Source organism: Rhodococcus sp. 27YEA6 (assembly GCF_044908235.1).
GTDB classification, from domain to species: Bacteria; Actinomycetota; Actinomycetes; order Mycobacteriales; family Mycobacteriaceae; genus Rhodococcus_F; species Rhodococcus_F qingshengii.
The window spans coordinates 1-23,929 of sequence record NZ_JBIYCY010000031.1; the positions used below are offsets into that span (position 1 = coordinate 1).

The window sequence follows — 23,929 nt, forward strand, 5'->3', positions numbered from 1 at the left end:
CTGTGATATAGACGCTATTAGATAACCATGAGGGACAGGGCGACCGACACGCCGTGCCTACCGTGCCTTCATCCTGATGCGGCGCTAGAGATAACACGCAATGACGTCCTGAAACTTCAACTTGTAGATGTCGCATTCAAACCCGGAACGCGCGACTGCAAAGTCATCGCCGGCACGCTTCACGACCCGTACACCGGAACCGATATCGCGTTCTCCACGTCCAATCCTTCGGCCATTCAGATCGACCATGTCGTGGCACTTTCGAGAGCCTGGGATGCGGGGGCAGCGAATTGGACTCCGCAGCAAAGGGTGAACTTCGCCAACGACACCGACGTCAACTTGCTTGCCTCCCAAGGCAAAGCAAACCAATCGAAGTCAGATCAAGGCCTCGACACCTGGCTTCCCCCCAACGCTGCATTCCACTGTGACTACGCCATCAGATATCTCACCGTGGCCGCGAAATATCACCTGATGATCACTTCCGCCGATGCCGGCGCGGCGCGCACCGCCTGCGCACAGAAATGAGGAGAAGTAGATGAGTTCTACCGATGGTGATGATAACATCCGCTTGTCGAACGAAATCCTTGAAAGCAGACGACGAACCCGCCTCAGTCGGGCAATCGCGACGATAGGTTTCGCCGCAGGCGCCGCACTCACGGGAGGCGTGGTGACCGGCGCCTGGCTCTACTTTCTCGGCTTCTTCGCGTTGATCACAGTCGGCGTGGCCGTCGGCAACGGCATCAGTGGAGCCGTCGACCGAGGAGATCCGATCCGACTCGGCTCCTTCATCCCGGTTCTGGTCAGTGCGGTAGCACTGGGAATCATCATCTACCTCGTGTTCTCCGGCCGTTTGTCCGAGATCCTGACCTTCACCACCGGTCCTATCGCCTGAACCCAAGGCGCAACGGGTGTCCTGCATTCGACTTTTACGGACTCTCGATGTTGTTCGGCTTCAATCTCGAAATCTCCGTCACGAAACGATCCCAACCTCTCTCGGAAAAAAAGGAATTCAGCCATGACGAGCATCGACAGCGCAGACACACAGGGCGCCGCGGTTTCGAACCAAGAACCCTGGCTGCACCTCGAATCCGCTCTGCGGGATATTCCGGCACCGGGCCGCTTCAAATCCCTTACCTGCAGTGAGCACGCCGCGCTCGCCGAGCGCGTGTCCATCCTTGCGTTGCAACCCGACTCGTATGACGCCCGTGGATTTGCTTACCCCGCAGGCGTACGCGGCACCCTCCAACGCGCCGCACAGATCCACGCCACCCTCGCCGCCCTTCCACCTGATGTCCTACCCACTACGTCCTCTGAGGCGCAGTCGTGAGCAATGAATCGAGTGTTGGCGACCGAATCGCACCCTGCTCATCACTCTCGGTCGCTGCAACCGCGCTCGAAATGGGGCACCGCGTGCAATTCGCGGAGTCCCGGCGATGGTGGAGGGTGCGAGCAACATCCGGCGATGGCAGGTTCGCGATCCTTACCAGCCCCTTCAACCTCCGCAGGGTCCCGTACTACACGATCCTCGACACCGAGCGCGGCGTACGCGGCCCGGACGACAGAATCTTCTGCAGCGGTTACGAAGACGACAGCGACATCGCAGATCGGATGCGCGAGCTGATCGCCGGAGACATCCAAGTGAGCCGCCGGCGGTCGGTAGAGAGCCACATCGTCGCGGTCCTCCCGCCCACCGATCGGCATACCCCCCGGGACCGATTCCGCCCCCTGACACGTACGAACGGTCCTCGAAACGCGACATGACACGACAGGAGAATCCCGCTCATGACTCAGACATACCGCGCCGCACAAGTTTTCCCCGACCCGGCCGAACGGCGACTCCGAGCAATGCTCGCGGCCCTCGACGATGCCCTCGCCGGGATAGCTGATGCACGCGAAGAACTCCGAGGGCTCTACACCGGCCCGAGAACGTACCCAGAAGCGCTGGAACTGTTCCTCGCCGCCGAAGCCGACAATCAGGACATCACCACCCACCTCGCCGCCGCAGCCCGCGATATCCGTGCCACGCTCGCGATCCTTCACAGCACCACAACCACGGCCGTGTCGAACTCCTCGACGTCGCTGCATCCACACACCCACAAGGTGACAGCTGCCGCTGACGTGAGGCGAACGAACAAGGCCCACATCGAAAGGGGACACCACAGATGACTGCCACCCCATCCGACGCCACCGCGCACCAGCACGGCAACGGATCCCTCACCCCCGCAGCGGAACCGGCAACAGGTTTCGACGCCGATAACCTCACAGCCGCAGACGAACTCGCGATCGACATCGGAAGAGTCGCGATCGAAGCCAGTGAAGGTGTCCCCTACGGCTCAGAGCCCGACGAGTTCTTCCTGGCAGCAGGGAAAGCTGTCTTCTACTGGCTACAACTCAACGGTCACCGGCGCATCACCACTGAAGAGGCGGAAGAGATACGACAGGTGTCGAATTGCGCGCTTCAGTACGGCAACATCGCCAGCCGAGAAGCCGCCCACCGTCTCCTCGCACGGTTCCTGGCAACCGAACCCGCCAAGGCGCGTCCCGATATCGGTACGGCAACCGCCGACAATGTCGGCGGTTCAGATGGTTCCGCCCCTGCCGAACCTGCGGAAGAGGAGACGAATGCGAAGGCGGTAACACGGTGCCCGATCTGCTTCGGACTGAATGGGTCTCACAACACGATTCACGAGCGCTACCCGGCCGGCGGCGGCGGAACCAACAAACCCTGCCCGAACTCCCTGCCAGCCGTTACAGAAGAAGTGAAGACGCACTGCCGGTGCGTCACGCCGGACTGGTACCACGATGGGCTGGACTCGGATATCGCCGGACGCCTGTGCCGCCGGTGCCGTCTGCGACAGAACATCCCGTACAGGGATCTCGTCAACTCGCCGGTTGCCCGTACCGCAGTGTCAGCGTTCAGTGTCGCTGCACTAGCCCTACGAAACGCCGTGGAAGTACTGGACCCTCACGAAGGTGGGGATTGGGAGCACGCGTGGCAGACGATTGCAGACCTCGAAGACTGCGCCGGCCGCTTCGACGCAAGTGAGAGAACGGAAGTGAGGGAAAGTGGTCGAGAAAATCGCTAAGCATGGAAGACACGCTACGAGTCAGGCGAAACTGGGCACGCATGTCCTCAGTCCAGTCGGCCCCGAGAATTTCAGTGAGCACTACTACGGAGTGCGAATCACCAGTACCCCACTGGGCAGGCTGCGCGGGCTTTTCAGAGAGTGGTTCCTCGTTCCACCCGACTTTCATCCAGCGATACCGGTGTGCATCTACGGACATGGCGTCGAACCTAAACGTATTGCCGCGGCGATCAACCGGTACGCCCGCGAAGCAGAATGGGAACGTCGGCCGACGTTGAGACAGATCATCGACGGGATCGACGAACGGTGGATCAGTGGCACTATGACGAACTCGGAAACAGGGTTGGTGGTGTACGCGCGGCTCTGCCTGAGATTTGAGGAGCGGATCCGCGGCGCAGTTCCTGTCACCATCATTGCTCCGGAGCCAGAGACCATGACAGTGGGGGCAACTGGCGGAGATCTGGTGAATCCGGGAGTTGACAATTGACGATGTCGATCACCGTGAACTGTGATGCGTGTGGAACTACTCGAGAAGTTCCGGCGAACTACTTGTCATCGTGCAGTGTCGTGAGATCCGCGATCGAGCCAGGGTGGACACATTCCGTCGACGAGAACTACTGCTCGAATTGCACTGCAGTGAGGACGCAGACGTGGCCTCGAGAATCCGAGGGAGGGACTCCATGAGCATCACTGAAATTCGGCCACTAGGTGCCGTTGATGGGGTGAAGGCTCCTGTGTCTCACTCGATTCATGCGATTCCCGGTAACACCACGCTCGACGAACTCACGGAATTCGCGTGGAAGGATCTCTCGACTCCCGACAAGGCGATTGGTGCATACCGGTTGGTGTCTCTCGCCGATGACCCTGATGTGTGGGAGCAACTCGGCTCTCTCACTTACGCGCGATTCGTCGACGCCGGCGCATTCGCTGCCGTCTATTCCGAGGGGCACTGGATACCGCTCTCGTGTGGGCAATGGCTGGTGCGCACACACGACGATGACCTCATCGTTGTCTCCGACGAGGACCTCCGGCTCGGGTACGAGTTACTCGGGTGAAAGAAAAAGAGCCGTCGAGCGCTCGCCAGGGAAGGTCGTTGACCTTGGTCTTATGTTCGTCGATTGCTTGCAGGCACCTGAGCTGTCCAGGTCCGTCTCTACTGTCCGGATCGCACTGAAAGTCCCCGCGGTCATCGAGACAGTTGTTCCCCTCGGCCGCACCAACATCCGGCAAAGGAAGACATCATGGACATCGCATCACTCATCGTCGGCGTCGCAGTAGCCGGCGCATCGGCAGCGCAGGGAGCTGGCGTAGAGCCAGTCATCACCGACACCATCACCTCGGTAGTCGAGGAACAGGCACCGGCTGCATCCCAGTTCATTCCAGATCCGCAGCCGTACCTGGACCAGGCAACAACTGCCCTGACGCAGCTGCAGGAGCAGATTCCTCCTGCGTGGCAGTCCGAGGCGGAAAGTGCGCTACCCCCGGAACTGAAAGACGCTGCGGCGCAGATACAAGAGATCCTCCCGCCGCAGGCACAGGCTCTGATCCCCGACGTCGCCCTTCCTGCTCCCGGACCGGACTCGGTTCCGCCGGCCGGCTCGGCGCCGAACGGATCCGCTGTCGAAGACGCATCGGCAAATGACACGACACCTGCCGGAGGGCCTGCGCTTCTGCCCTCCGTGTTCAGCGCACAACCATCCAACGCTGCCGGGATACCCTCGCTCACAGGCCTGTTCGCACCGTCGGCGGTGCCGGATCTGAAGTTCGATCCCAACCTGCCTCGCAATGTTGAGTTCGCTCGCGCTGTCATCGAAGCTGCGATGCGGGCACTCGGACTTCCCTACCAGTGGGGCGGCGGTTTGTTGACCGGTCCGTCGATGGGTGATGGAACGGGCGGCCCGATCGCCGGGTACGACTGCTCCGGACTGAGTCGCTTCGCGTACTTCATCGGAAGCGGCGGAACCAAGGTGCTGCCTCGGACGTCGCAGGAGCAGTTCCGCGCCGGACACCAGATTCCGATGAGCCAGGCACAGCCGGGTGACCTGCTGTTCGGGAATTGGCAGGCTGACGGCGCCAATCATGTCGCGATCTATCTCGGCGAGGGCAAGATGATCGAGGCGCCTCAGACCGGTCAATTGGTGCAGATCAGCGCAGTCCGTTCGGACATGATCCCGGCCAGGTTCCTCTGATGACGGACCTATCTTCCACTGTGAGTAACTGCCGGGCCGAGCGGCCAGGTCGCAGTGTTTCGACGCTCAGTGGTGTCGGGGCCGCCGCCCTGATCCCGGCGGCGCTGACGACGCTATTGATTCAGTGGGGGCCTGCAGCGGCGTCTGCGCTCACTCACAGTGGGAGGGGATGACAGTGACGGACGGCGCACCCGACAGCACAGCCGCAGGCCACTACGATTTGCGTAACGACAGCGGAGAACCTCAACAGAGCACCGCTGAGATTGATGCGAGCACAACCTCGAGTGAAGGAGATACCACTGCCATGACCGCGACAACGCCGTCAAGCCACAAGAAGGCGCTGGAGACAGCACGCAAGGCCGCAGAATCGTTGGCGCAGGAGGCGATTGCAACGAGAGTCGCTCTCGTCGGTGCCATCGGCGAGGCGGAAGCTGAGCTTGCTGCCATCGACGCGGCACGGGTTGAGGCAGAGGACACGATCCGCCTCGCCCATGAACGCGCGCTCGCGGGAGGATGGACCGTCAAGGAACTCGCCGCTATGGGATACAGCGCACCGAAAAAGAAGAAGGCCGCAGCGTCGAGTAAGCGATCCCCGACGTCGCCGGCAGAAAACACGGCCGCCGCGAATGCACCCCAAACGTCCGAACAGAATCCCGCGCACGACAGCTCGGCCTAAAAAACGCACACCACGTGCACCCCGGTCCGTCTACATCGGGACTCGACGCTGCGCCGCAAAAGCGTGAGGAAACAGTCTGCCGGCGCACCCTTTCTGATCGATGTGTCGTAGCCCTCGGCTAATCTCGAATGTGCGACGAGCAACAGGTCGCCACACCGACCTAGACCGCAGCACAATCGGCGGTCCTGATCTTGTGAGGGAAGATTCCCCACGAGATTGGTCGAAGTGGCGACCTGCTGCTGTTTTTTCTCCGTAGTGAGAGGGCAACGCCGAGTTGCAAAGTGGGGTCGCGGACGGCTGCACATGTGTGAAAGATTTGGCGGGTCAACACGAACCCGCCAAATCTTTTAGGAGCCAATTCTCATGGTTACAGTTCAGGGTCCGACTTTTTGGGCTGACCGAGCTTTGTCGCGCGTCGACCAATCGGAGCACGTGATGGGAACGGACATGGAGCGCGCGAAAGTTATTGCGATGCAAGCACTGGTTTATGCGACGCTAGCGACCTCCACTGTCGAGGTCCAGGTGTGTGACTGAATTGGTGAGGGAATAGTGGTGCTTCCCTCGCGAAGGTGAAAACTGTTTGCGCGCAGCCCAATACTGCTGAAGACAGGCCTGTCTTCGATCGTATGTGGTTCGAGGTCAGACGAATTCACGGATCCGAGGGAGGACTCGTGCTAGCTCTTCGAAAAGCGCCGGCCATCCGCGTCTGAGTCTGGTGATGCGGCCGCGTTCAAGGAACGCTCCGTCAAGGATGTGTGAGACCCGCAGGTGCTGCTCGGGGGTGCCGAGGCGGCGGAGCTTGTCGTAGACGGGGTTGACGGGAAGGTCGTGCGCGGCGATGTGCGACCAGATGTCCTCGCTACTCCAGTCCCAGACCGGCCCGAAAACGTGTGTGCCATCGGCTCGGTCGAGGGCGCCGCCATGTGTGAGTCGCTGCTGCGCTGCTGTGGTGCAGCAGTCGGTGCAATCTTCGGTAACTCGGACGCGGAGAGCGTTGTAGTACATCGACCAGCGTCCGGTTCCCTTCGCTGATTCGTCGGCACGTACACCCCAGATCTCGCCCGATCCGTGAGTCTGATGTGCCGCGCGTGAGGGTGCTCCGATGAGAATGTCGCGGAGCGCTCGCGTCGTCGCTCGTGTGGGCAGGTGGTGATCCCATTCGCCGGAGTCCGCGAGGACGGTCAACAGGGGTGGGTCGGCTCGGTGCACTTCGAGATTGAGGTTCCATGCGTCGGCGAGGTCGGCGATGTACTCGTAGGTCTGTGGGTATTCGAGCCCTGAATCGAAGAAGACGACAGGAATGTTCGGCTCGACCGCTATGGTCAGGTGCAGGGCGACGAGTGAATCTTTGCCACCGGAGAAGGCGAGATATCCGTCGTGATTGTCGAGGTGTTCCTCGATGCGCTCCTTGATCGCGGCCAGGTTCGGACGTGGGCGCCGCAGTGCGCGCAGTGTGGTCAGATCTAGTCCGTCCGCGCGAGGGGTGCCACTCATATCTCTGCCGCTTCCCTGGGTGCTCGATGGGTATTTCTGGCGTTGTTGTCACACGCGGCCCTTCGGCCGGATCTTCCTGTGTATGTAAGGCCTCGAAGCCGATCCGACTCGGGGCACCTGCACAGGAGGAGGAGCGTGATGAAAGAAAAACTACAGGAGGTGACCTCGTGCGTGGAGGTCGTAGAGGCGGCGTTCGCATCGACGAATCGTTCATCTGAGAAGGACCCACTGCAGAGGGGGCGGTGTGCGCGCTGCGCGAAGGCCGACACACCGATCGAGCCCGCGCGGTCGGCGATCTCACGGACCTTCACCGCATTCGACTCGTGGAAGGCTCCGACCGAGAAAGGTCTCTGCGCACCGTGCCGGTGGGCGTATCAGACCCCGGAGCTGCGAACCCGAATGCATCTGATCACCACCGCGCCGGCGATGACCGAACTGACGCAGCCGCGCCTGGCCCGGACCTTGTCGGCACCGTTGACGTCGGAGATCGCGCTGGTGGTGCCGTTGCGTCGCCCGGCCCGCAAACACATCCTGCCGCACGCCCGGTGGGGGGCTGTTGCCGTCGAAGACACCTCCTTGCCGTGGTCGGATCGCGATGTCGCAGCAGCTGCCGCGATGCGCCGACTGCGCTCTCACGGCTTCGGCGAACGCATGCTCGGCGAGAGCGCAGCCCCGTATGCAGTGCTACGCACAGTGCCGGCGCGTAGGTGGCCGGCGATCTTCGAGGACTGGGATCACCTGTCCCCGTACCGCCACGTCGACCGATGGTGGGCATTGGCGCTGTTGGCCACCAAACCGCCTCGCAGCAAGGCGCACGCATGACGACGCCGACCGACCGCTGGCTCGCTGCCGCTCCCGCAGGCCTCCCACAGCTGCACGGTGTGGAGAACGTGGCCGAGCGGCTGCTGTTGCTGTTGCACTACGGCGTGGACTGGGATTCGTGGGTGGGCCGGCGCCGGGCGACGTACTGGACGCAGCATTTGCCGAACCGAGTCCGCGTCGCGACGTACGTCGGAGGAGCCGACCTCGATCGTTGGTGGTCGGTTGTCTCACGTTCGCTCGAATCCGAGCCGCGAACAACCGACGAACGGCTGGAGCTGGCCGCTCTTCTGCGCGCCGAATCGGAGCCGGTCCTGACACTGCTGCGGGAGCGCCCCACGGCCTATGTCCTGCGCACCCGCATCGTGGCCGAATCAGTTGCCGCTGCCCGCGCCGCGAGGAAGGTCAGCTGATGCGCTCGACCGTGAGATGGGATGTCGAACTGACTGCCCTGTCGTCGATCTCGCAGAAAGGCGAGGAGTCGGAAACGACGACGACACTGTTTCGCCGCGAACCGATCCTGCAACCGGACGGGAGGAAAGTGCTGGTACCGGTCGTGTCGGGGAACTCGCTGCGGGGAGCATTGCGACGCACCGCCGAGGAGTTGTTCCGCGATGTGATCGGCTACGAAAGACAGATACCTCTCTCCGCGGCGCACGCACTGCGCAACGGCGGCAACCTGAGCAAAGTCGCCGGCGACTCACTGACCGGCCGCCGGCGTCAGCGCCTGCGCGAGTTGGTCCCGCCGATCAGTCTGTTCGGAGGAAACGGAGGCGGTGCGCCGCCGATCGACGGATGTCTCAAAGTCGGCAAAGTCGTTCCCCGAGTGAAGGAAACAGAATCGATCATGAGCAGGCCCTACCCGGGAGTGCTCATGTCGCAATTCGAGCTCATGTCCCTGGAAAGTTACAGCCGCTTCGACGACGCCGGCACCAAATCCTTCCCTGCGCCCTTCGATGCCGACACCGGCGCCGGTTCGGGAACTTCGGCGCACCAGACGTCGATGTTGATGCGCTTCGAGGTCGAGACATTGCCCGCAGGAACACATTTCGAAACATTCCTGAGGCTGGACCGGGCAACCGACCGCGACATCGCCTTCTTCAGTGACGTGTGGGAACGATTCTCGCGAGACGGCTTCCTGGGTGGGCGCAGCGCGATCGGGCACGGCAGAGTCCGCGCCGAGTCGGAGCTGACCGTGTTGACCGGCCCCGGCCCGCAGGTCGCGGACTGGCGAGCGGAACTGGAACCGCTACGAGAAGACGTGATCGAGGCATTGGGGTGGCTGACATGAACGCAGACACCGCCTTCGCTCCCTTCCTGGTCAGGGCCCATCTCTCGACAGGGTTGGCACATGCAAGCCCCTGGGGGATCGCCTTGGACGGCATCCTCGCCGCGGAGCTGTGGGCCGACCACAAAGCGAGCGCCCTCGACCGCGGCGAATACGTGCCGGCGCTCTCGCCGCAGGCGACCCCGCCGGATCTCGAATTGCCTCTCGCGCACTGCACTCTGGCGGGCGCGGACTGGCATTGGTGCGCGACGTGTTCGTTCCCCGAAGACCCGGCCGGAGATCCGGTGGTGCGGCACTGGGCGAGCAGAACTGATCACCGAGGGCTCGAGGAACTCGCGTCGAGCGTGCCGGCAGTGATCTCGGACCGGCAAGGCCGCTACCGGGCGAGGTACATGCCGTTGATGATCACCAATTCCCGAACTGTCACCTGGCGCGGTGTGGGTGACCTGACGGCCGTCGCGGCGATAGTGTCCGGTCTCGATGTGATTGGGAAGAAACGCGCGCACGGTGAGGGTCGCGTTTTGCGGTGGGAGTTCGAGAACCGTGCAGGTGAGGATCTGTGGGAGTTCTCGCACGAGCACGCTGACGGGACGCTGGGACGCACGACACCGGCATCATGTGTGGCCTCGCGAGATGCGCCGGTCACCTCGGGGTTCGGGTTGGCTGGTGTTCGTCCGCCGTACATGCACCCGACGCGAATGCGCGAACTTCACCTGCCGAGGTAGCGGTATTGGAAGGGGGACTGGTGGCTTGTTACTCGAAACGGGTAACAGGTCGTATTCGTCAAATTTTGCGGCTCACCGGGGGGCTCGACCGGCTGGACCCTGGGTGGTGCGATGAGCGTGAGGATCTGCTTGGGGGCGGCATCGATCTCGGAGAAGGGGTGCCGGACGTCCTCGGGGATCGGTTCGTTGCTGAGGACAGCGGAGACGTAGGCAGGGAGTTCAGCGCGGTCGAAAATCCTGATTCGCTGTTGCGCGAAAAGCTCGTCGGAAGATTCGTGCCGAGATATGGCAATCTTCTGCGCGTCCTTCCATTCTTCGGGCTGCCCAGGTCTCTCTACGCCCATCCAGTCGTCGAGGTAGTGGCGATAGTTCCGCGTGAACCAGTCCTGGCTTTGTGCAAGGGCTTTCATTGTCACGGAGTTGACGAGCAATGAATATGCCGCGCTGGTCGAATCGAACGTGCCAAGCGAGTCTCTGTTGGCATCTTGCATAACTGTCCACTGAGCAAATTGCATGAAGGTCAGCGGGGAAGGCCCTGGTGGCGGTGGCACGTCGTGTGTGGCGACACGGTCGTTTGCCAGGCACGACCAGGGGAGCGCGTACTCACGGATCGCGGCTAGGGGGACATCATCGATTAGCCCCTTGGTACGTGGGAACCGCTTGAGAAATACATCTGCGCTGACAGCAGTGATTCGGTCACCGGAGGGACCGAGGCAGCATCTGTGATCGCTGTACCGGACGCCGCGAGCCGCAGGGTTGTAGAGCGCATAAAGACTCTGCGCTCCGCTCTTGCGGGCGTAGAGGTCGAGTAGGTCGATCTGCTGCATGCCGGAGGATCGAATTTTGTGCTTGATCTTGTACTTCCCGGCCGGATGCGCCTTCGGCGTTTGAAGCTTCTTGGCTTGGATGACGAGCTGAAACCATTTATTCGATCCGTCCGAAATCCACCATTCCCAGTCCGCCCCGTAGCGGGATTCCTCTCTGTGGCTGAAGGCTCCGACGTGGAGTTCGGGAATGGTCTTCGCGAGGTTCAACAAGATCCGCTCGGTAGTTCCTTCTTCACCCTGGCGGATGTTGTGACGTTCTCCATCCCTGAAGTTTCGGCCGGCGCTTTGTGCATTCCTGAACAACGCTGTTGCGAGCCGTGTCATGACTGGGCCAGGCGCGGAAGAAGTTGGAGTCGGCACGTGTATCCCATCGGTCGGTTGTGGGCCGCCGGACAAGGGTTGCCGGCGTCAGAGGATCGCATGTCCGGGCGCGAACGCTTAGAAATCTACCGGTCGTTTTGCAGTACACAGAAGTGTACTGATCTGGTAGGACGCCGCTTCGCGTCCACGATGTGAAAGTCGAAAAGGGTGGCCGGCCGTCCGCTCCGGTTCACGCAGTCCAGGTCCCTCGCTACCGTTCGCCCATCAATCCGAGAGGCCGATGTGTAGAGGAGATGTGGTTTCGATGACCATCACCGAGATTCACCCAGGCGATATCGCTGGGAATGTCGATTGGCAGGAGCGAGCTGTGTGCCAACGTACTGATCCCGAAGCATTCTTTCCGGAACCCGGAGAAGCTGTCCGGCCGGCGAAACGGGTCTGCGCAGGATGCGAGGTTCGTGTCGACTGCTTGGCATTCGCATTGGCGAACGACGAGCGTTTCGGTGTCTGGGGTGGGTTGACCGCCTCGGAGCGGCGCCGTCGCTACCCGCGGGTGCAGCCGTGACCACCCACGTGGACTTCACCCATACCTCGTACGCGGAGGCCGCGAAATATGCCGATTCCATCAAACTCGCTCGGTACATCTGGGATCGAGGGATTTGCGGCACAGAGCTCCTCCGCCTCAGTGGAGCTACCCGCCGAGCACTCGCCAAAGCGGCTGTTGTGAACCCGCCTTGTACCTCGGAAACGTGGGCGACGGTGGCGGATCTTGTGTCAGAACAATCAGCGTGGGCGGGCGTTCACCCAGATGATCCGGGTTCTGTTCCGTTGCACGCAGACGAGCATGAGGCGCGGATTTCGTGGATCCGGCCAGCAAGCGAAATCGGTCCCTCGCGTGGGTGATCTTCTGTTCATGGCAGGAGCCTCGATGACATGCCTGTTGGGCGTTGCCGGCCTCATGGTTGCCCTTCGAGGGGCTAAGGATGCGACTGACGAAGACGAAGTGCTCGGGCCTGGAGCAGAGTTGATCCAGGAAATGCGATGAACGACTCGCAGCTCACGCTTTTCGACATTGAACTGGGCGATGTTGTTGCTGTTCGCGAGTGGACAGAGCGCATGATCCCGGCGATGTGGACTGCACCGTGGGATTGCGCAGGCGGGATACAGAAGGGCGCAGTACTGAGCGGATGGCAGTGTCCGGCCTGCCGAGTCGTCGAGCCCAACGCGTATCTGCTCGACAACAATCACGGGATAGACCCTGAGCGGCCGGGACGAGAAGATCGGCTGACTCGGTGCCTGCGTATGGAGCTACGTGAAAGTACGGCTGATGATCGGAGGGCTCAGTAAATGTCGAGCGGTCTCTCCCGCAAACCGCGCGAAATCAGAACGATCGCACGCAGAGTGGAGACATAAGTCCCGCTATGGGAGAGCGGTAGCGACTGGCCAACCCGCTGAGACAAGTGGTGTTGATCTACCGCAGGCTCGCCGCCTCGCCGAAACCGAGGTGGTCACCGGAGCCGGTCCAAGACAACGGCGGCCCGCTACCCAGCCTGTGCAAGGCAAGGGGGCCGGTGCGGGCCCACTGCACACGCCTACGTGGAGGCTGGACGCTCCGGCATCTTCATCATGATCAGCTCCGCACCGTCCTTGTAGCGGTACGCCCACTGACCGTCCTTCGTCATCACCGTGCCGGCCTGGCCCTCGTCCGGGGCCGGGCTCCACCCCTGAGTCTGATCCGGTTCTGCAGTCTCGCTCATTTCACTATTGTCTCAACCTCCGAAAACCGGCCGAAACCAGTACAAACCAGCGCACAGTGGACGGTATGAGCGCCACCGCCGGAAAGCCAGTGCCGCCGATGCTCGCCACTCTCGGGCAGCCCCCGACAGGGGAGCGCTGGCGTATTAACTGAACTAAAAAATTGCATCATTGCAGGTCAGGGGCTGTGCTGATACTTTCCTCAGTATGTGCAGCGAGATGCGCCGGGCTGATCTTGCAGGGCTGGTCGTTCCCGACGTGGGGCGGCTGATTTCGACAGGTTCCGAAGCAGAGCCCTACCGGTTACTCGATGCGTCGGGTGAGGTAATCGGCGCTGCGACACTATTTTTCGAGGAACTTCACGCGTGTGACCGATCGTCGGCGACGATCCGATCGTACGGGCATGACTTGTTGCGGTGGTGGAGATTTCTCGCAGCGGTCGACGTGGGATGGGAGAGAGCCAGTCCCGCGGAGGGCCGTGATTTTGCGCGTTGGATGAAGATTGCGGATAAACCCAGGCGTGAACATTGGCGGAGGCGGGGCGAAAAAGTCTCCGGCACAACACCTGTAGGGGGCAATGCGGCCAAGAGTGGTCATTGGGTGGTCAACGAGGTCACCGGCAAGCCGCGGCAGGGACAGAAATTCTCCCCGGCCACTCGAGCGCACGCGGAAACGGTGTTGCGGGCGTTCTACGATTTTCAGATGAGCATCGGTGCTGGGCCGGTCGTCAATCCGTTCCCGGTGGATCGCTCGCCCCGCGCTTTTCGGTCGAACGCGCATCACGATCCGCAGGATCCGTTTCGTAACGAGCGGAAGGGGCGATACAGACCCAAGGTTCCGAAACGGATACCCAAGCGCATTCCCGATGATCGTTTCAACGAACTATTCGCGGCGTTGTCGTCTAACCGAGATCGGGCAATGTTGGCCTTCTGGGTTTCGACCGGCGCCCGCGCCGACGAGCTCCTGTCGATGTCCCAGAAGAGTGCGGACCCGGGCCAGCAATTGATCACCGTAATAAGGAAGGGGACCCGGGAGGTCCAACAGTTGCCGGCGTCGCCAGATGCATTCGTGTGGTTGCGGATCTATCAAGAAGAGGCCTGGGGAAAGGATGCCCCTCACGGCTGCGATCATCCCTTGTGGATGACGTTGCGCAGGCCGTGGCGGCAGCTGTCGTATTCGGGAGCGCGCGCGATGTTCTCACGGGCGCAGTCGATGTTGGGATCCAATTGGACCATTCACGACCTGCGCCACACCGCAGCCTTTCGGATGACGAGCGATCCTGACATGCCGTTGTCCGATGTGCAATGGATCCTGGGCCACGCGCACCTGACAACCACTCAGCTGTATCTGACCCCGAGCCGCGACGAAGTTTTCGCGCACGTACGAGCCCACCATGCTCGATACACCGGCAACACCCAATCGCTGCACGCACCGCCAGCGCCGGGCTACAACCCGGCAGTGTTGGACGTACTTTTCGGAGGTCGACGCTGATGGTTTCTGCACGTGTCTCCAAAGCGCCTGCCAGTTGGAGCCTGAACGTCGATGCCCGCGAAGGTGCGAATCGCAGTGTCATCGACACACTCCTCGATCGGTATCCACCGCGTGTGGTGCCATCGTCGTGGAAGACGACTGAACTCGGCCGAGCGGCCGCACTGAAGCGGGTGGAAGCACTCATGATCCGGGCTCCGGGTAGCGAGAACTTTCAGCGCGATGCTGTCCGAGGTGCGGGGATGCTTCTGCGGTGGCTGAATTCGTTTCCAGGAAAGAGCTGGCAAGGCCGCTGGAACGGCAGTTGCGTCGCCGAACACGGTCTCGGATGGGTTTCGATACCGGAAACGTGGATGGACGAACAGGGAGTGCAATCGGTTCGGCCCACAGTCCTGACGCATGCCCTGATCGGATTGTTCGTCGCGGATCTGATTCGCCCCGATTTACGTTTCGTGGTCCAACTGCACCGGTCGCACTACTGGCGCGACTGGGCGGCAATCAGCCGAGATCCGAGAGGATTCGAACGACTGGAGGCCGCGGCCGGTGCAGAGACTGCCCAAGCAATGCAAGGTCGAACTGCACGATGGCAGATCTCCATGTTGATCCTGTCCAAAGGCGGCGGCCTCTCCGACATCACCGTCGGCGACTGCGTCGAACTTCGCCAGGCGGAGCTCGCCGTATGTTCGAGAGGTAAAACGCGCTACCTCTTCTACAAACTTCTCCACGACATCGGGATCTTCCCACCAGACGCGCCACCGACTTTACGATTCGTCACGGTGTATCGAGGACAGAGCACCGTCGCAGAACTCGTCGATCGCTTCGACATCGCAAACGCCGACGTCCGGAATCTCCTCGTGGACTATCTGTCCGAACGTCACCCTTCGCTGGATTACACGACGCTCGACAATCTCTCACGACATTTGGCGCTGCATTTCTGGAAAAACCTGGAGACCACCCATCCCGGAATCAACTCGCTGCAACTCGACCGCGGCGTAGCCCAGGCATGGAAAGAACGCATGCATTGGAAGGTCAGCCGCCGCCGACTCCCCGACGGAACGTACGCCGAGACCCGTAGTCCACGAATGAACTACACCGACATGCTGACAGCTGTGCGCGCGTTCTATCTCGACCTGGCGGCGTGGGCAGCACTCGACCCCGCACGGTGGGCGAGGTGGGTAGTGCCGTGCCCGATCGGCCCAGGAGAGACGAGCGCGAAGAAAATCGGACGCCGACGCAAAGCACGCATGGATCAGCGCACACGAGAGCGACTACCTCGACTGCCAGAACTGGTGCGTATCGCAGAACAACGAGCCCATGACGCCAGGATGCTCCTCGAGGCCGCTGTTGCAGCATCGCCGGGCTCCAAATTCACCGTCCTCGGCAAGACCTACACCAAGTCGGACCCATGGTTGAAAGCAAGCGCTGACGGCATTCCGGTCATCTACGACTCCGAGGGACGAACCATCCGGCTCCGAGAAGCCGAGAACCGAGCATTCTGGGCTCTGGCAACTGTGGAAGTCCTGCGACACACAGGCGTTCGAATCGAAGAGATGCTCGAAATCAGCCATCACAGCATCACCCAATATCGATTACCCGCCACCGGAGAGCTCATCCCGCTACTGCAGATAGCACCCTCGAAGACAGACGAGGAACGCCTACTTGTGGTCAGCCCGGACCTCGCCGACATGCTGTCGACAATCGTGTCCCGAATACGCGGCGCGGACGGAGGAGTACCCCTTGTGCCTCTTTACGACCGGAACGAACGTATCTGGGTGGCCCCGGCCCCACTCTTGTTCCAATGGAAATGCGGTGGTCACCACCGCGCGGTATCCGCAGGTTTGATCCGCAATGCACTGACCGAACTCATCGATGCGGCAGGAGTGAAGGACGCAGCAGGCGAACCGCTGTACTTCCAGCCCCATGATCTGCGCCGAATCTTCGCTACCGACGCCATCATGAACGGCATGCCTCCGCATATCGCTCAAGTTCTGTTGGGGCACAAGGACATCAACACAACCATGGGATACAAAGCCATCTACCCGGAGGAAGCGATCAACGGTCACCGCGCCTTCATCTCGCGCCGACGTGCCCTCCGCCCGAGCGAGGAGTACCGCACCCCGACAGATACCGAATGGGATGAGTTTCTCGGACACTTCGAGCGCCGCAAACTCGCCCTCGGCGAATGCGGCCGCGCCTACGGCACCAGCTGCCAGCATGAACACAGTTGCATCCGGTGCCCTGTATTGCGTGTTGATCCCGCACAACGTTTCCGGCTCGTCGAGATACGCGACAACCTTGCTGCCCGAATTGCCGAGGCGGACAGCGAAGGCTGGATCGGTGAAGCAGAAGGTCTCCGCGTAAGCCTCGTGGCTACCGAGGAAAAGCTCGATCAGATCGATCGACGGGCCCGTCGTGCCGTTCAACTCAACATGCCCAGCTTCCCGGACATCGTCGCGCACATCGTCCAACCTCCTGCATGACGAGCATGAACCTGATTGGGATGAGCGTGCCGGATCGGGAACCTTCCGTGCCGGGTGCAGCAGCCGGTAGACGGATGGCAGGTGGTAGCGACCGAGAATTTCCGGTAGGCACTCTACTCTCTTGTGAGGGTAGAGTGCCTCTGTGTTTGTGCGCTGCCGAGCGCGGTGGCGTGCACAGGTAAATCCGATTCGTAGGCGTTGACAGCCTCGAAAATTACGTATTGATTCCGCGCTCGAACGTGGGCGGAATCGGATGGAGCAATGTGATGGCCCAGAACACGGGCGGTACGGCCCCGCAGGTGCGAGAGGCGGGGGAGGCGGGTACGTCTGTGCGTGCGGCGTTGCGTTCACCTCGCCGGCTCAAGATCGAGGTCCTTGCCGGACTGGTCGTCGCGCTCGCCTTGATCCCCGAGGCAATTTCTTTTTCCATCATCGCCGGGGTCGATCCGCGGATCGGGCTGTTCGCCTCGTTCACGATGGCGGTCACCATCTCGATCGTCGGGGGCCGCCCGGCGATGATCTCCGCCGCAACCGGTGCGATAGCCCTGGTCATTGCGCCGGTTGCGCGTGAGTACGGGATGGATTACTTCATCGCCACTGTCATCCTCGCCGGCATTTTCCAGGTGGCGCTCAGTGTTCTCGGTGTCGCCAAGTTGATGCGTTTCATCCCGCGCAGCGTGATGGTCGGGTTCGTCAACGCGCTGGCGATCTTGATCTTCACTTCGCAGCTGCCGCATCTGATCGGTGTGCCGGCTTTGGTGTATCCGATGGTCGGAGTCGGTTTGTTGGTGATGATTTTCCTGCCGCGGTTGACCTCGGTGGTGCCGGCGCCGCTGGTGGCGATCGTGCTGCTGACTGCGGCGACGGTGGTGTTTGCGTTGAACGTTCCCGATGTCGGGGACGAGGGCGAATTGCCGTCGAGCTTGCCGTCGTTGTTCTTTCCTGATGTGCCTTGGAATATGGAGACGCTGACGATCATTGCGCCGTATGCGCTGGCGATGGCGCTGGTCGGCCTCCTCGAATCGTTGATGACGGCGAAGTTGGTCGACGACATCACCGACACTCACTCGAACAAGACCCGTGAAGGGTGGGGGCAGGGTGTGGCGAACCTGGTCACCGGGTTCTTCGGTGGCATGGGCGGTTGCGCGATGATCGGGCAGACGATGATCAACGTGAAGGTCTCCGGCGCCCGCACCCGCATCTCGACGTTCCTGGCCGGTGTGTTCTTGTTGATTCTCGTCGTCGGGCTCGGTGACGTCGTCGCGTTGATCCCGATGGGCGCTCTGGTTGCGGTGATGATCATGGTGTCCGTCGGAACCATGGATTGGCACAGTATCGATCCGCGCACTCTGAAGCTGATGCCCAAGAGTGAGACGCTGGTGATGGTGGTGACGGTCGCTGCGACTGTGGGTACTCACAATTTGGCGATCGGCGTGATCTTGGGTGTGTTGACGGCGATGGTGATGTTCGCCCGCCGCGTCGCGCATCTGACGAATGTGGAGAAGGTGTCCGAAGCGGACACCAACGAGGACGGACTCGTCGATACCCGCGTCTATCGGGTGACCGGGGAGCTGTTCTTCGCTTCGAGCAACGATCTGGTCTATCAGTTCGACTACGTCGACGATCCGGCGAACGTGATCATCGACCTCACCGGTGCCGACATCTGGGATGCCTCGACGGTCGCCACTCTCGATGCCATTCAGCACAAGTACGAAGCGAAGGGAAAGCACGTCGAGATCATCGGCCTCGACGGCGCCAGCCTCGAACGGTTGGATCGGCTCTCCGGCAAGCTCGGCGGCGGTCACTGACGCCAGCCCATCCTCACCGAAGGGGCCGTTTCTTCACCTGCTCACACGGGAGAAGGGACGGCTTCTTCCGCATCCTGACGGGATACGGATGCGGGAAGAGGGGCTGCATCGGAGCCGGTGCGGCCCCGGGTCGCAGCGACACGCACCGCGCACACGAAGAGGACGAGCGCAGTCAGGAGTTGGGCGTTTCCGATCACCTGCTGCGCAAGTTCACCAGCCCATCCCCCCGGGAACGTCCATCTCAGGACGAAATAGGGGCCGATGGCGAAAATTGTGACGGCAACGGCGATGAGGGGCCTCCACGATCGGTACTGCGGCGCCACCCCGAGGGGGATCAGCATGATGACGTACACCCAGTGGTGAGTGACCGCGATCGGTGCCGCGAGCAGCGACGCCAGCGCGACGACCCCGAGAGCGAGGACAGGTTCCCCGCTGCGCGTGAAGCGGTGCCCTGCGTAGGCTGCGGCGGCGATGATCATGGCGACGATCAGCAGCCAGATCGCATCTTTGAGCATGCCCTGGGCGCCGAGTCGGGCCAACAGTCCGGTGACGGCTTGGTTGCGGAAGAACTCGTGCGCACCGCCGCGGTCACTGCGGAAGAATTCCGTCGCCCAGAACCACACCGAATCCTTGGGCAGAAACACGAAACCGATACCGACGGTGACCAAGAACGCGCCGAGGGCGCGGGCGATCGAGGGTAGGTCTCGCCGCACGAGCAGGACGAGCCCGAAGGCAGCGGGAGTGATCTTGATGGCCGCGGCAATTCCGATGCCGATTCCTCTGAATCTGCGGGGCAGAGCGCCGCAGCAATCGGCGACGACCAACGCCATCAACGCGATGTTGACCTGCCCGAACCCGAGGTTCGAGCGCACCGGCTCGAGGACCAGCGCCACACCAGTCAACGCCGCAGCCACAAGAGATGGCCGCGGTATCGACAATTGGCGCAGGACGACTTTCAGGATCCACCACACCAGCGCGATATTGATCGATGTCCATATCACCTGCAGGACAACGGGATCACTCCACGCCATCGGCGCGAAAACTATCGCCGCGAACGGCGAGTAGATGAACCGGAACCCGGACGAGCTCGGAAAATCCTCCGAATACAGCGGCAACCCTGATGTGAAAGCCAGTCCTGCGTCACGGAAAACGGACAGATCCATCAAATATCCGTTGACTGCGATGATCAAATACACCGTCACCACGACTAGTGAGAGCACTAGGCCCGCCAGCATGGGAGGTGACCATCTAAAGCGGTACGAGATCAACGACGGGACGCGCACTGGACGAACTCCTCGGGAGGTACCGAACTACGAAAGACAACTCTACTCATACGTTACAGTAGGGTTTCGGAATGTTTGTTGGCGTATCTGCTGCGGCATTCGCGACTTCGGGTGCTCGCTAGAGTGGACACTGAGAGTGCAGGGGATACAGCGGCCTGTGTTCGAGGCCGAGGTACAACAGAGGGAGGTGCGTCGATGAGTGACGACGACGGGATGCATATGCAGATCGGGCAGGTCGCGCAGCGTACCGAGTTGTCCATCCGCACCGTGCGGCATTACGACGACGTCGGATTGGTCGTTCCCTCGGAGCGCAGTGTCGGCGGTTTCCGTCTCTACACCGAAGCTGATGTCGAACGCCTACTGGTAATTCGGCGTATGAAGCCACTCGGATTCACCCTCGCCGAAATGAAAGGCCTGCTCGATGCGCTCGACGTCATCAACGACGTCTCGGCTACCACGGAACAACGCCTCGAGGCGGAAAACTTCATCAACGAATGCCACGGCAAGGCCTCGGAGAGTTGCACCACGCTGCGCAGACAATTGACGTACGCCGAGGAACTGACCGAACTGCTCGCAGCTCGCGGAAGGCATTCGAACGTGCCCACGCCGGCACCGTCCTGACGATCCGTCCCGAATGATTGCAGACCGGCGAGATCGGGTCGTTCAACCGAAATTCATGCCGGGGTCGCCGCCGGGTTCGAGGTGAACCCATCGGGTCGTCGGGGACGCAGCGCGGCGCCCTGCGGAGGCGACGTAGCGGATCAGGATTTCCGCCGGATTCGGAGCCTGCCAGTACCGTGCCTCATAGGCACTGACTTCGATCAACGTGATTCCGGCTGTGTCCACTCCGGCCGGCAACCACGGTGACAGTGTCGTATTCCACACCTGCTCGATAGCGGCAGCATCGGTGGAAGTCCGTCCTGTGCCGGCGAGTGAGAGCCAATGATTCACTCCTGCGAAGCAGACGTTCACCGTCGGCTGGGCGGTGATCTGCGTGGCAATTCGTGAATCTGCACGTGTCAGAAAGTGTAGGGCGCCGTCGAAAGCGGAGGACAATTCGATCATGGGTCGACTCACGAGGCCGAATCGTTCGTCGACGCTCGTCACTACTGCTACTGCCGAGGTGGCAATGACATTATCGATCGCGGCTCTCGCCTGAGCCTGGGCTGCCGAGGTGCGGTCTGCTGGCTGTCGCCGGGAGCTTTCGCTCATCGGGCCGTGATCGTTTCGTACGAATCGTGTTCCACGCCGGGGACGCTCCAGAATCGCGCTTCGTCGATGGTGACCTCGATCAGCGCTGCGCCGGTGGTTCCGCGGGGGAGCCAGGGGCCGAATACGCTGTGCCAGTGTTCGGCCACACTGTTGTAGTTGGTTGTGAAATCTGCTGTACCAGTGAGGGATACGGAACTGTTCGTCGATGCGGAGGATATGTTGACCGCCGATCTCGCGGCGATGTGGGAGATGATGCGCGAGTCCGCCCGGGCAAGGAAGAACAAGGTTCCGCCGAAATCGCCGACACGTAAGATCATCGGTCTGCTGATCAACCGGCTCTGGTCGTCGACAGTCGTGACCATCACCGTCTCCAGCGTGCGTAATAGTGCGTGAAGTTTTTCCACGTTCTCTGCAGCCATCATTGCCTCTTTCGATGAAGGTGATGCGGCATCTGCGCCAGGGCTACGAGGAAGTGGGCGTATCCGGGCCCCTCGGCGGCGCGGTGGGCCGCGTCACATTATTTTGCCTATCCGGTGACTAAACTCTACCATTTCGTAAGAGTAGGGTTCGTTGTTGACGAACAACCCTGTCGCTCATCGACGGGCGATCGCGGACGCCGGGTTCTCCGAAGCGCCGCTTATCCCACGGGCGCACACTGCGCCACCCCCCCATCAGAGCAGGAACCCTCCTGCTCACACGTGAACGGAGCATCGTGGCAGCACATGCCTCACCACCCTCACCGACCATCCGAAAAGCCGAGACGACCTCACCGACGGTTATGAGCGCCCTGCGATCACCGCGACTTCTCAAAACCGAGGTCCTCGCCGGATTGGTCGTTGCCCTCGCCTTGATTCCCGAGGCGATCGCGTTTTCCATCATCGCCGGCGTAGACCCCCGAGTAGGGCTGTTCGCCTCCTTCGTCATGGCCGTCTCCATCGCATTCCTCGGAGGCCGCCCGGCAATGATCTCCGCCGCTACCGGTGCGATAGCCCTGGTCATTGCGCCGGTCGCACGTGAATACGGACTGGACTACTTCATCGCCACCGTCATCCTGGCCGGCATCTTTCAGATCGCCTTCGGTGTCCTCGGTGTCGCCAAGTTGATGCGTTTCATCCCGCGCAGCGTGATGATCGGGTTCGTCAACGCACTGGCGATCTTGATCTTCACCTCCCAATTCCCGCACCTGATCGGTGTCCCCGCCATGGTGTATCCGCTGGTCGGAGTCGGATTGCTGGTGATGATCCTGCTCCCCAAACTCACCACCGCAGTACCGGCGCCGCTCGTGGCGATCGTGCTCCTGACCGCGGCGACGGTGGTCTTCGCGTTGAACGTTCCCGACGTCGGGGACGAGGGGGAATTGCCGTCGAGCTTGCCGTCGCTGTTCTTTCCCGATGTTCCGCTCACTGTCGAAACATTCACGATCATCGCTCCCTACGCACTGGCGATGGCGCTGGTCGGCCTCCTCGAATCGCTGATGACGGCGAAGTTGGTCGACGACATCACCGACACGCACTCGAACAAGACCCGCGAAGGGTGGGCACAAGGTGTATCGAACGTCCTGACCGGATTCTTCGGCGGGATGGGCGGATGCGCGATGGTCGGCCAGACGATGATCAACGTCAAAGCCTCCGGCGCCCGCACCCGCATCTCGACGTTCCTGGCCGGAGTGTTCTTGTTGATTCTCGTCGTCGGACTCGGTGACGTCGTCGCCTTGATCCCGATGGCCGCACTCGCGGCAGTGATGATCATGGTCGCCATCGGAACCATGGACTGGCACAGCGTGCACCCCCGGACACTGCGTCAAATGCCGCGCAGCGAAACCCTCGTCATGGCCGCTACCGTCATCGTCACCGTCGCCACACACAACCTCGCCTACGGCGTGATCGTCGGTGTGCTGACGGCGATGGTGATGTTCGCCCGCCGCGTCGCTCACCTGACGAATGTCGAAAAAATCGCCGAAGCGGACACCAACCAGGATGGGTTGGTCGATACCCGCGTCTATCGGGTGACCGGGGAGCTGTTCTTCGCTTCGAGCAACGATCTGGTCTATCAGTTCGATTACGTCGACGATCCGGCGAATGTGATCATCGATCTCACCGACGCGGACATTTGGGATGCCTCGACGGTTGCCACGCTCGATGCCATTCAGCACAAGTACGAAGCGAAGGGAAAGCACGTCGAGATCATCGGCCTCGACGGTGCCAGCCTCGAGCGTCACCAAGGTCTCAGCGGCAAACTCGCTTCCTCACACTGACACGGTTCGAGTGGTCAGGTGCAAGCCCCGAGCCTTCGACACAGGTCCGACATTTTGGTATCTGGAGCAAGCTCAGCCTGTCGTCATCGCACGCCCCGCCTACGCCGGAGCAGTCTCCGCGGCGGTGGGTCGCCGGGTCGAAGAAGCCAGAGCCGAACAGAAATGTGGAGATAAATGAGCGAGGAACCGGCTACGGTCAGCGGACCCCCGAAGTCCCTGCCCGC

The 23,929-nt window shown here is 61.5% G+C and carries 27 protein-coding genes and 1 pseudogene; 22 read left to right on the forward strand and 6 right to left on the reverse strand.

Features of this window, described 5'->3' with window-relative positions; genetic code table 11:
• The first annotated feature begins 27 nt into the window (after positions 1–27).
• The 10 genes from ABH939_RS31690 (at position 28) to ABH939_RS31735 (ending at position 5,951) form a co-directional block, all read left to right on the forward strand.
• Complete coding sequence (locus ABH939_RS31690) at positions 28–525, forward strand: HNH endonuclease family protein (RefSeq protein WP_404650680.1); 498 nt, start codon at positions 28–30, stop codon at positions 523–525.
• Between the two features lie 10 nt (positions 526–535).
• The gene (locus ABH939_RS31695; RefSeq protein ID WP_333838084.1) at positions 536–892 is read left to right on the forward strand and encodes a hypothetical protein; all 357 of its coding nucleotides are present in this window, start codon (positions 536–538) and stop codon (positions 890–892) included.
• Positions 893–1,015: 123 nt separating this feature from the next.
• Complete coding sequence (locus ABH939_RS31700) at positions 1,016–1,327, forward strand: hypothetical protein (RefSeq protein WP_054781798.1); 312 nt, start codon at positions 1,016–1,018, stop codon at positions 1,325–1,327.
• Between the two features lie 116 nt (positions 1,328–1,443).
• Positions 1,444–1,761 (forward strand): hypothetical protein, encoded by a 318-nt coding sequence (locus tag ABH939_RS31705; RefSeq protein WP_148209137.1) that lies wholly within the window; start codon positions 1,444–1,446, stop codon positions 1,759–1,761.
• A gap of 21 nt (positions 1,762–1,782) precedes the next feature.
• Entirely contained in the window at positions 1,783–2,166 is a 384-nt protein-coding gene (locus ABH939_RS31710) for a hypothetical protein (protein ID WP_003941821.1), read from the forward strand.
• Positions 2,163–3,086, forward strand: coding sequence for a hypothetical protein (locus ABH939_RS31715; RefSeq protein ID WP_333838087.1), 924 nt, complete (start codon positions 2,163–2,165; stop codon positions 3,084–3,086). The genes ABH939_RS31710 and ABH939_RS31715 overlap by 4 nt, the downstream gene beginning before the upstream one ends.
• Before the next feature lie 91 nt (positions 3,087–3,177).
• Entirely contained in the window at positions 3,178–3,573 is a 396-nt protein-coding gene (locus ABH939_RS31720) for a hypothetical protein (protein ID WP_158646557.1), read from the forward strand.
• Between the two features lie 193 nt (positions 3,574–3,766).
• A complete protein-coding gene (locus tag ABH939_RS31725) occupies positions 3,767–4,141 on the forward strand; it encodes a hypothetical protein (RefSeq protein WP_054781796.1) in 375 nt (124 codons plus the stop codon).
• Positions 4,142–4,327: 186 nt separating this feature from the next.
• Positions 4,328–5,275, forward strand: coding sequence for a C40 family peptidase (locus ABH939_RS31730; protein ID WP_011331664.1), 948 nt, complete (start codon positions 4,328–4,330; stop codon positions 5,273–5,275).
• A gap of 304 nt (positions 5,276–5,579) precedes the next feature.
• A complete protein-coding gene (locus tag ABH939_RS31735; RefSeq protein WP_333838088.1) occupies positions 5,580–5,951 on the forward strand; it encodes a hypothetical protein in 372 nt (123 codons plus the stop codon).
• A gap of 639 nt (positions 5,952–6,590) precedes the next feature.
• Here ABH939_RS31735 and ABH939_RS31740 read toward each other — a convergent pair.
• A complete protein-coding gene (locus ABH939_RS31740; RefSeq protein WP_054781795.1) occupies positions 6,591–7,445 on the reverse strand; it encodes a phosphoadenosine phosphosulfate reductase family protein in 855 nt (284 codons plus the stop codon).
• A gap of 138 nt (positions 7,446–7,583) precedes the next feature.
• On the opposite strand from ABH939_RS31740, the gene ABH939_RS31745 reads away from it, so the two are divergent.
• The 4 genes from ABH939_RS31745 to ABH939_RS31760 are packed head-to-tail and all read left to right on the forward strand — an operon-like array spanning position 7,584 to position 10,277.
• Positions 7,584–8,267, forward strand: coding sequence for a hypothetical protein (locus tag ABH939_RS31745; protein ID WP_054781794.1), 684 nt, complete (start codon positions 7,584–7,586; stop codon positions 8,265–8,267).
• Complete coding sequence (locus ABH939_RS31750; protein ID WP_003941562.1) at positions 8,264–8,677, forward strand: hypothetical protein; 414 nt, start codon at positions 8,264–8,266, stop codon at positions 8,675–8,677. The genes ABH939_RS31745 and ABH939_RS31750 overlap by 4 nt, the downstream gene beginning before the upstream one ends.
• The gene (locus tag ABH939_RS31755) at positions 8,677–9,555 is read left to right on the forward strand and encodes an RAMP superfamily CRISPR-associated protein (protein WP_054781793.1); all 879 of its coding nucleotides are present in this window, start codon (positions 8,677–8,679) and stop codon (positions 9,553–9,555) included. Before ABH939_RS31750 ends, ABH939_RS31755 begins: the two co-directional genes overlap by 1 nt.
• Positions 9,552–10,277, forward strand: a complete 726-nt coding sequence (locus ABH939_RS31760; RefSeq protein WP_333838092.1) for a hypothetical protein — start codon at positions 9,552–9,554, stop codon at positions 10,275–10,277. Before ABH939_RS31755 ends, ABH939_RS31760 begins: the two co-directional genes overlap by 4 nt.
• Here the strand turns inward: ABH939_RS31760 and ABH939_RS31765 are convergent.
• On the reverse strand, positions 10,262–11,428 hold the full coding sequence (locus tag ABH939_RS31765; protein ID WP_003944605.1) for a DUF6615 family protein: 1,167 nt from the start codon (positions 11,426–11,428) through the stop codon (positions 10,262–10,264). The genes ABH939_RS31760 and ABH939_RS31765 overlap by 16 nt on opposite strands.
• A gap of 301 nt (positions 11,429–11,729) precedes the next feature.
• Here ABH939_RS31765 and ABH939_RS31770 point away from each other — a divergent pair, with 301 nt between their 5' ends.
• Both ABH939_RS31770 and ABH939_RS31775 read left to right on the forward strand, forming a co-directional pair.
• On the forward strand, positions 11,730–11,990 hold the full coding sequence (locus ABH939_RS31770; RefSeq protein ID WP_003944665.1) for a WhiB family transcriptional regulator: 261 nt from the start codon (positions 11,730–11,732) through the stop codon (positions 11,988–11,990).
• A 476-nt stretch (positions 11,991–12,466) separates the two neighbouring features.
• Positions 12,467–12,772, forward strand: coding sequence for a hypothetical protein (locus ABH939_RS31775; RefSeq protein WP_003944672.1), 306 nt, complete (start codon positions 12,467–12,469; stop codon positions 12,770–12,772).
• A gap of 245 nt (positions 12,773–13,017) precedes the next feature.
• Here ABH939_RS31775 and ABH939_RS31780 read toward each other — a convergent pair whose 3' ends face one another.
• Complete coding sequence (locus ABH939_RS31780; RefSeq protein ID WP_003944625.1) at positions 13,018–13,182, reverse strand: hypothetical protein; 165 nt, start codon at positions 13,180–13,182, stop codon at positions 13,018–13,020.
• 217 nt (positions 13,183–13,399) lie between these two features.
• On the opposite strand from ABH939_RS31780, the pseudogene ABH939_RS31785 reads away from it, so the two are divergent.
• The 4 genes and pseudogenes from ABH939_RS31785 to ABH939_RS31800 all read left to right on the forward strand — a co-directional run.
• Positions 13,400–13,678 (forward strand): annotated as a pseudogene (locus ABH939_RS31785) (site-specific integrase); the annotation flags it as partial.
• Between the two features lie 204 nt (positions 13,679–13,882).
• Positions 13,883–14,671: a tyrosine-type recombinase/integrase gene (locus ABH939_RS31790; protein WP_197491354.1), complete on the forward strand. Its 789-nt coding sequence runs from the start codon at positions 13,883–13,885 to the stop codon at positions 14,669–14,671.
• Positions 14,671–17,148: a site-specific integrase gene (locus tag ABH939_RS31795; RefSeq protein WP_003944634.1), complete on the forward strand. Its 2,478-nt coding sequence runs from the start codon at positions 14,671–14,673 to the stop codon at positions 17,146–17,148. The genes ABH939_RS31790 and ABH939_RS31795 overlap by 1 nt, the downstream gene beginning before the upstream one ends.
• 266 nt (positions 17,149–17,414) lie before the next feature.
• Positions 17,415–18,956 (forward strand): SulP family inorganic anion transporter, encoded by a 1,542-nt coding sequence (locus ABH939_RS31800; RefSeq protein WP_037131624.1) that lies wholly within the window; start codon positions 17,415–17,417, stop codon positions 18,954–18,956.
• Positions 18,957–18,997: 41 nt separating this feature from the next.
• Here ABH939_RS31800 and ABH939_RS31805 read toward each other — a convergent pair whose 3' ends face one another.
• Positions 18,998–20,191 (reverse strand): glycosyltransferase family 87 protein, encoded by a 1,194-nt coding sequence (locus ABH939_RS31805; RefSeq protein WP_054782140.1) that lies wholly within the window; start codon positions 20,189–20,191, stop codon positions 18,998–19,000.
• A gap of 243 nt (positions 20,192–20,434) precedes the next feature.
• On the opposite strand from ABH939_RS31805, the gene ABH939_RS31810 reads away from it, so the two are divergent.
• Entirely contained in the window at positions 20,435–20,860 is a 426-nt protein-coding gene (locus ABH939_RS31810) for a MerR family transcriptional regulator (protein ID WP_054782139.1), read from the forward strand.
• Positions 20,861–20,902: 42 nt separating this feature from the next.
• On the opposite strand, the gene ABH939_RS31815 is transcribed toward ABH939_RS31810, so the two are convergent.
• A complete protein-coding gene (locus ABH939_RS31815; RefSeq protein ID WP_073512686.1) occupies positions 20,903–21,451 on the reverse strand; it encodes a pyridoxamine 5'-phosphate oxidase family protein in 549 nt (182 codons plus the stop codon).
• Entirely contained in the window at positions 21,448–21,870 is a 423-nt protein-coding gene (locus ABH939_RS31820) for a pyridoxamine 5'-phosphate oxidase family protein (protein WP_054782144.1), read from the reverse strand. The genes ABH939_RS31815 and ABH939_RS31820 overlap by 4 nt, the downstream gene beginning before the upstream one ends.
• Positions 21,871–22,229: 359 nt before the next feature.
• Here ABH939_RS31820 and ABH939_RS31825 point away from each other — a divergent pair, with 359 nt between their 5' ends.
• Positions 22,230–23,705 (forward strand): SulP family inorganic anion transporter, encoded by a 1,476-nt coding sequence (locus ABH939_RS31825; RefSeq protein WP_256670042.1) that lies wholly within the window; start codon positions 22,230–22,232, stop codon positions 23,703–23,705.
• Positions 23,706–23,929 lie beyond the last annotated feature (224 nt).

Coding starts and splice junctions, on each gene's coding strand:
- ABH939_RS31690 (WP_404650680.1), top strand. CDS start 28: ATGAGGGACAGGGCGACCGACACGCCGTGCCTACCGTGCCTTCATCCT.
- ABH939_RS31695 (WP_333838084.1), top strand. CDS start 536: ATGAGTTCTACCGATGGTGATGATAACATCCGCTTGTCGAACGAAATC.
- ABH939_RS31700 (WP_054781798.1), top strand. CDS start 1,016: ATGACGAGCATCGACAGCGCAGACACACAGGGCGCCGCGGTTTCGAAC.
- ABH939_RS31710 (WP_003941821.1), top strand. CDS start 1,783: ATGACTCAGACATACCGCGCCGCACAAGTTTTCCCCGACCCGGCCGAA.
- ABH939_RS31715 (WP_333838087.1), top strand. CDS start 2,163: ATGACTGCCACCCCATCCGACGCCACCGCGCACCAGCACGGCAACGGA.
- ABH939_RS31725 (WP_054781796.1), top strand. CDS start 3,767: ATGAGCATCACTGAAATTCGGCCACTAGGTGCCGTTGATGGGGTGAAG.
- ABH939_RS31730 (WP_011331664.1), top strand. CDS start 4,328: ATGGACATCGCATCACTCATCGTCGGCGTCGCAGTAGCCGGCGCATCG.
- ABH939_RS31735 (WP_333838088.1), top strand. CDS start 5,580: ATGACCGCGACAACGCCGTCAAGCCACAAGAAGGCGCTGGAGACAGCA.
- ABH939_RS31740 (WP_054781795.1), bottom strand. CDS start 7,445: ATGAGTGGCACCCCTCGCGCGGACGGACTAGATCTGACCACACTGCGC.
- ABH939_RS31745 (WP_054781794.1), top strand. CDS start 7,584: ATGAAAGAAAAACTACAGGAGGTGACCTCGTGCGTGGAGGTCGTAGAG.
- ABH939_RS31750 (WP_003941562.1), top strand. CDS start 8,264: ATGACGACGCCGACCGACCGCTGGCTCGCTGCCGCTCCCGCAGGCCTC.
- ABH939_RS31755 (WP_054781793.1), top strand. CDS start 8,677: ATGCGCTCGACCGTGAGATGGGATGTCGAACTGACTGCCCTGTCGTCG.
- ABH939_RS31760 (WP_333838092.1), top strand. CDS start 9,552: ATGAACGCAGACACCGCCTTCGCTCCCTTCCTGGTCAGGGCCCATCTC.
- ABH939_RS31765 (WP_003944605.1), bottom strand. CDS start 11,428: ATGACACGGCTCGCAACAGCGTTGTTCAGGAATGCACAAAGCGCCGGC.
- ABH939_RS31770 (WP_003944665.1), top strand. CDS start 11,730: ATGACCATCACCGAGATTCACCCAGGCGATATCGCTGGGAATGTCGAT.
- ABH939_RS31775 (WP_003944672.1), top strand. CDS start 12,467: ATGAACGACTCGCAGCTCACGCTTTTCGACATTGAACTGGGCGATGTT.
- ABH939_RS31780 (WP_003944625.1), bottom strand. CDS start 13,182: ATGAGCGAGACTGCAGAACCGGATCAGACTCAGGGGTGGAGCCCGGCC.
- ABH939_RS31790 (WP_197491354.1), top strand. CDS start 13,883: ATGAGCATCGGTGCTGGGCCGGTCGTCAATCCGTTCCCGGTGGATCGC.
- ABH939_RS31795 (WP_003944634.1), top strand. CDS start 14,671: ATGGTTTCTGCACGTGTCTCCAAAGCGCCTGCCAGTTGGAGCCTGAAC.
- ABH939_RS31800 (WP_037131624.1), top strand. CDS start 17,415: ATGGCCCAGAACACGGGCGGTACGGCCCCGCAGGTGCGAGAGGCGGGG.
- ABH939_RS31805 (WP_054782140.1), bottom strand. CDS start 20,191: ATGCTGGCGGGCCTAGTGCTCTCACTAGTCGTGGTGACGGTGTATTTG.
- ABH939_RS31810 (WP_054782139.1), top strand. CDS start 20,435: ATGAGTGACGACGACGGGATGCATATGCAGATCGGGCAGGTCGCGCAG.
- ABH939_RS31815 (WP_073512686.1), bottom strand. CDS start 21,451: ATGAGCGAAAGCTCCCGGCGACAGCCAGCAGACCGCACCTCGGCAGCC.
- ABH939_RS31820 (WP_054782144.1), bottom strand. CDS start 21,870: ATGGCTGCAGAGAACGTGGAAAAACTTCACGCACTATTACGCACGCTG.
- ABH939_RS31825 (WP_256670042.1), top strand. CDS start 22,230: ATGAGCGCCCTGCGATCACCGCGACTTCTCAAAACCGAGGTCCTCGCC.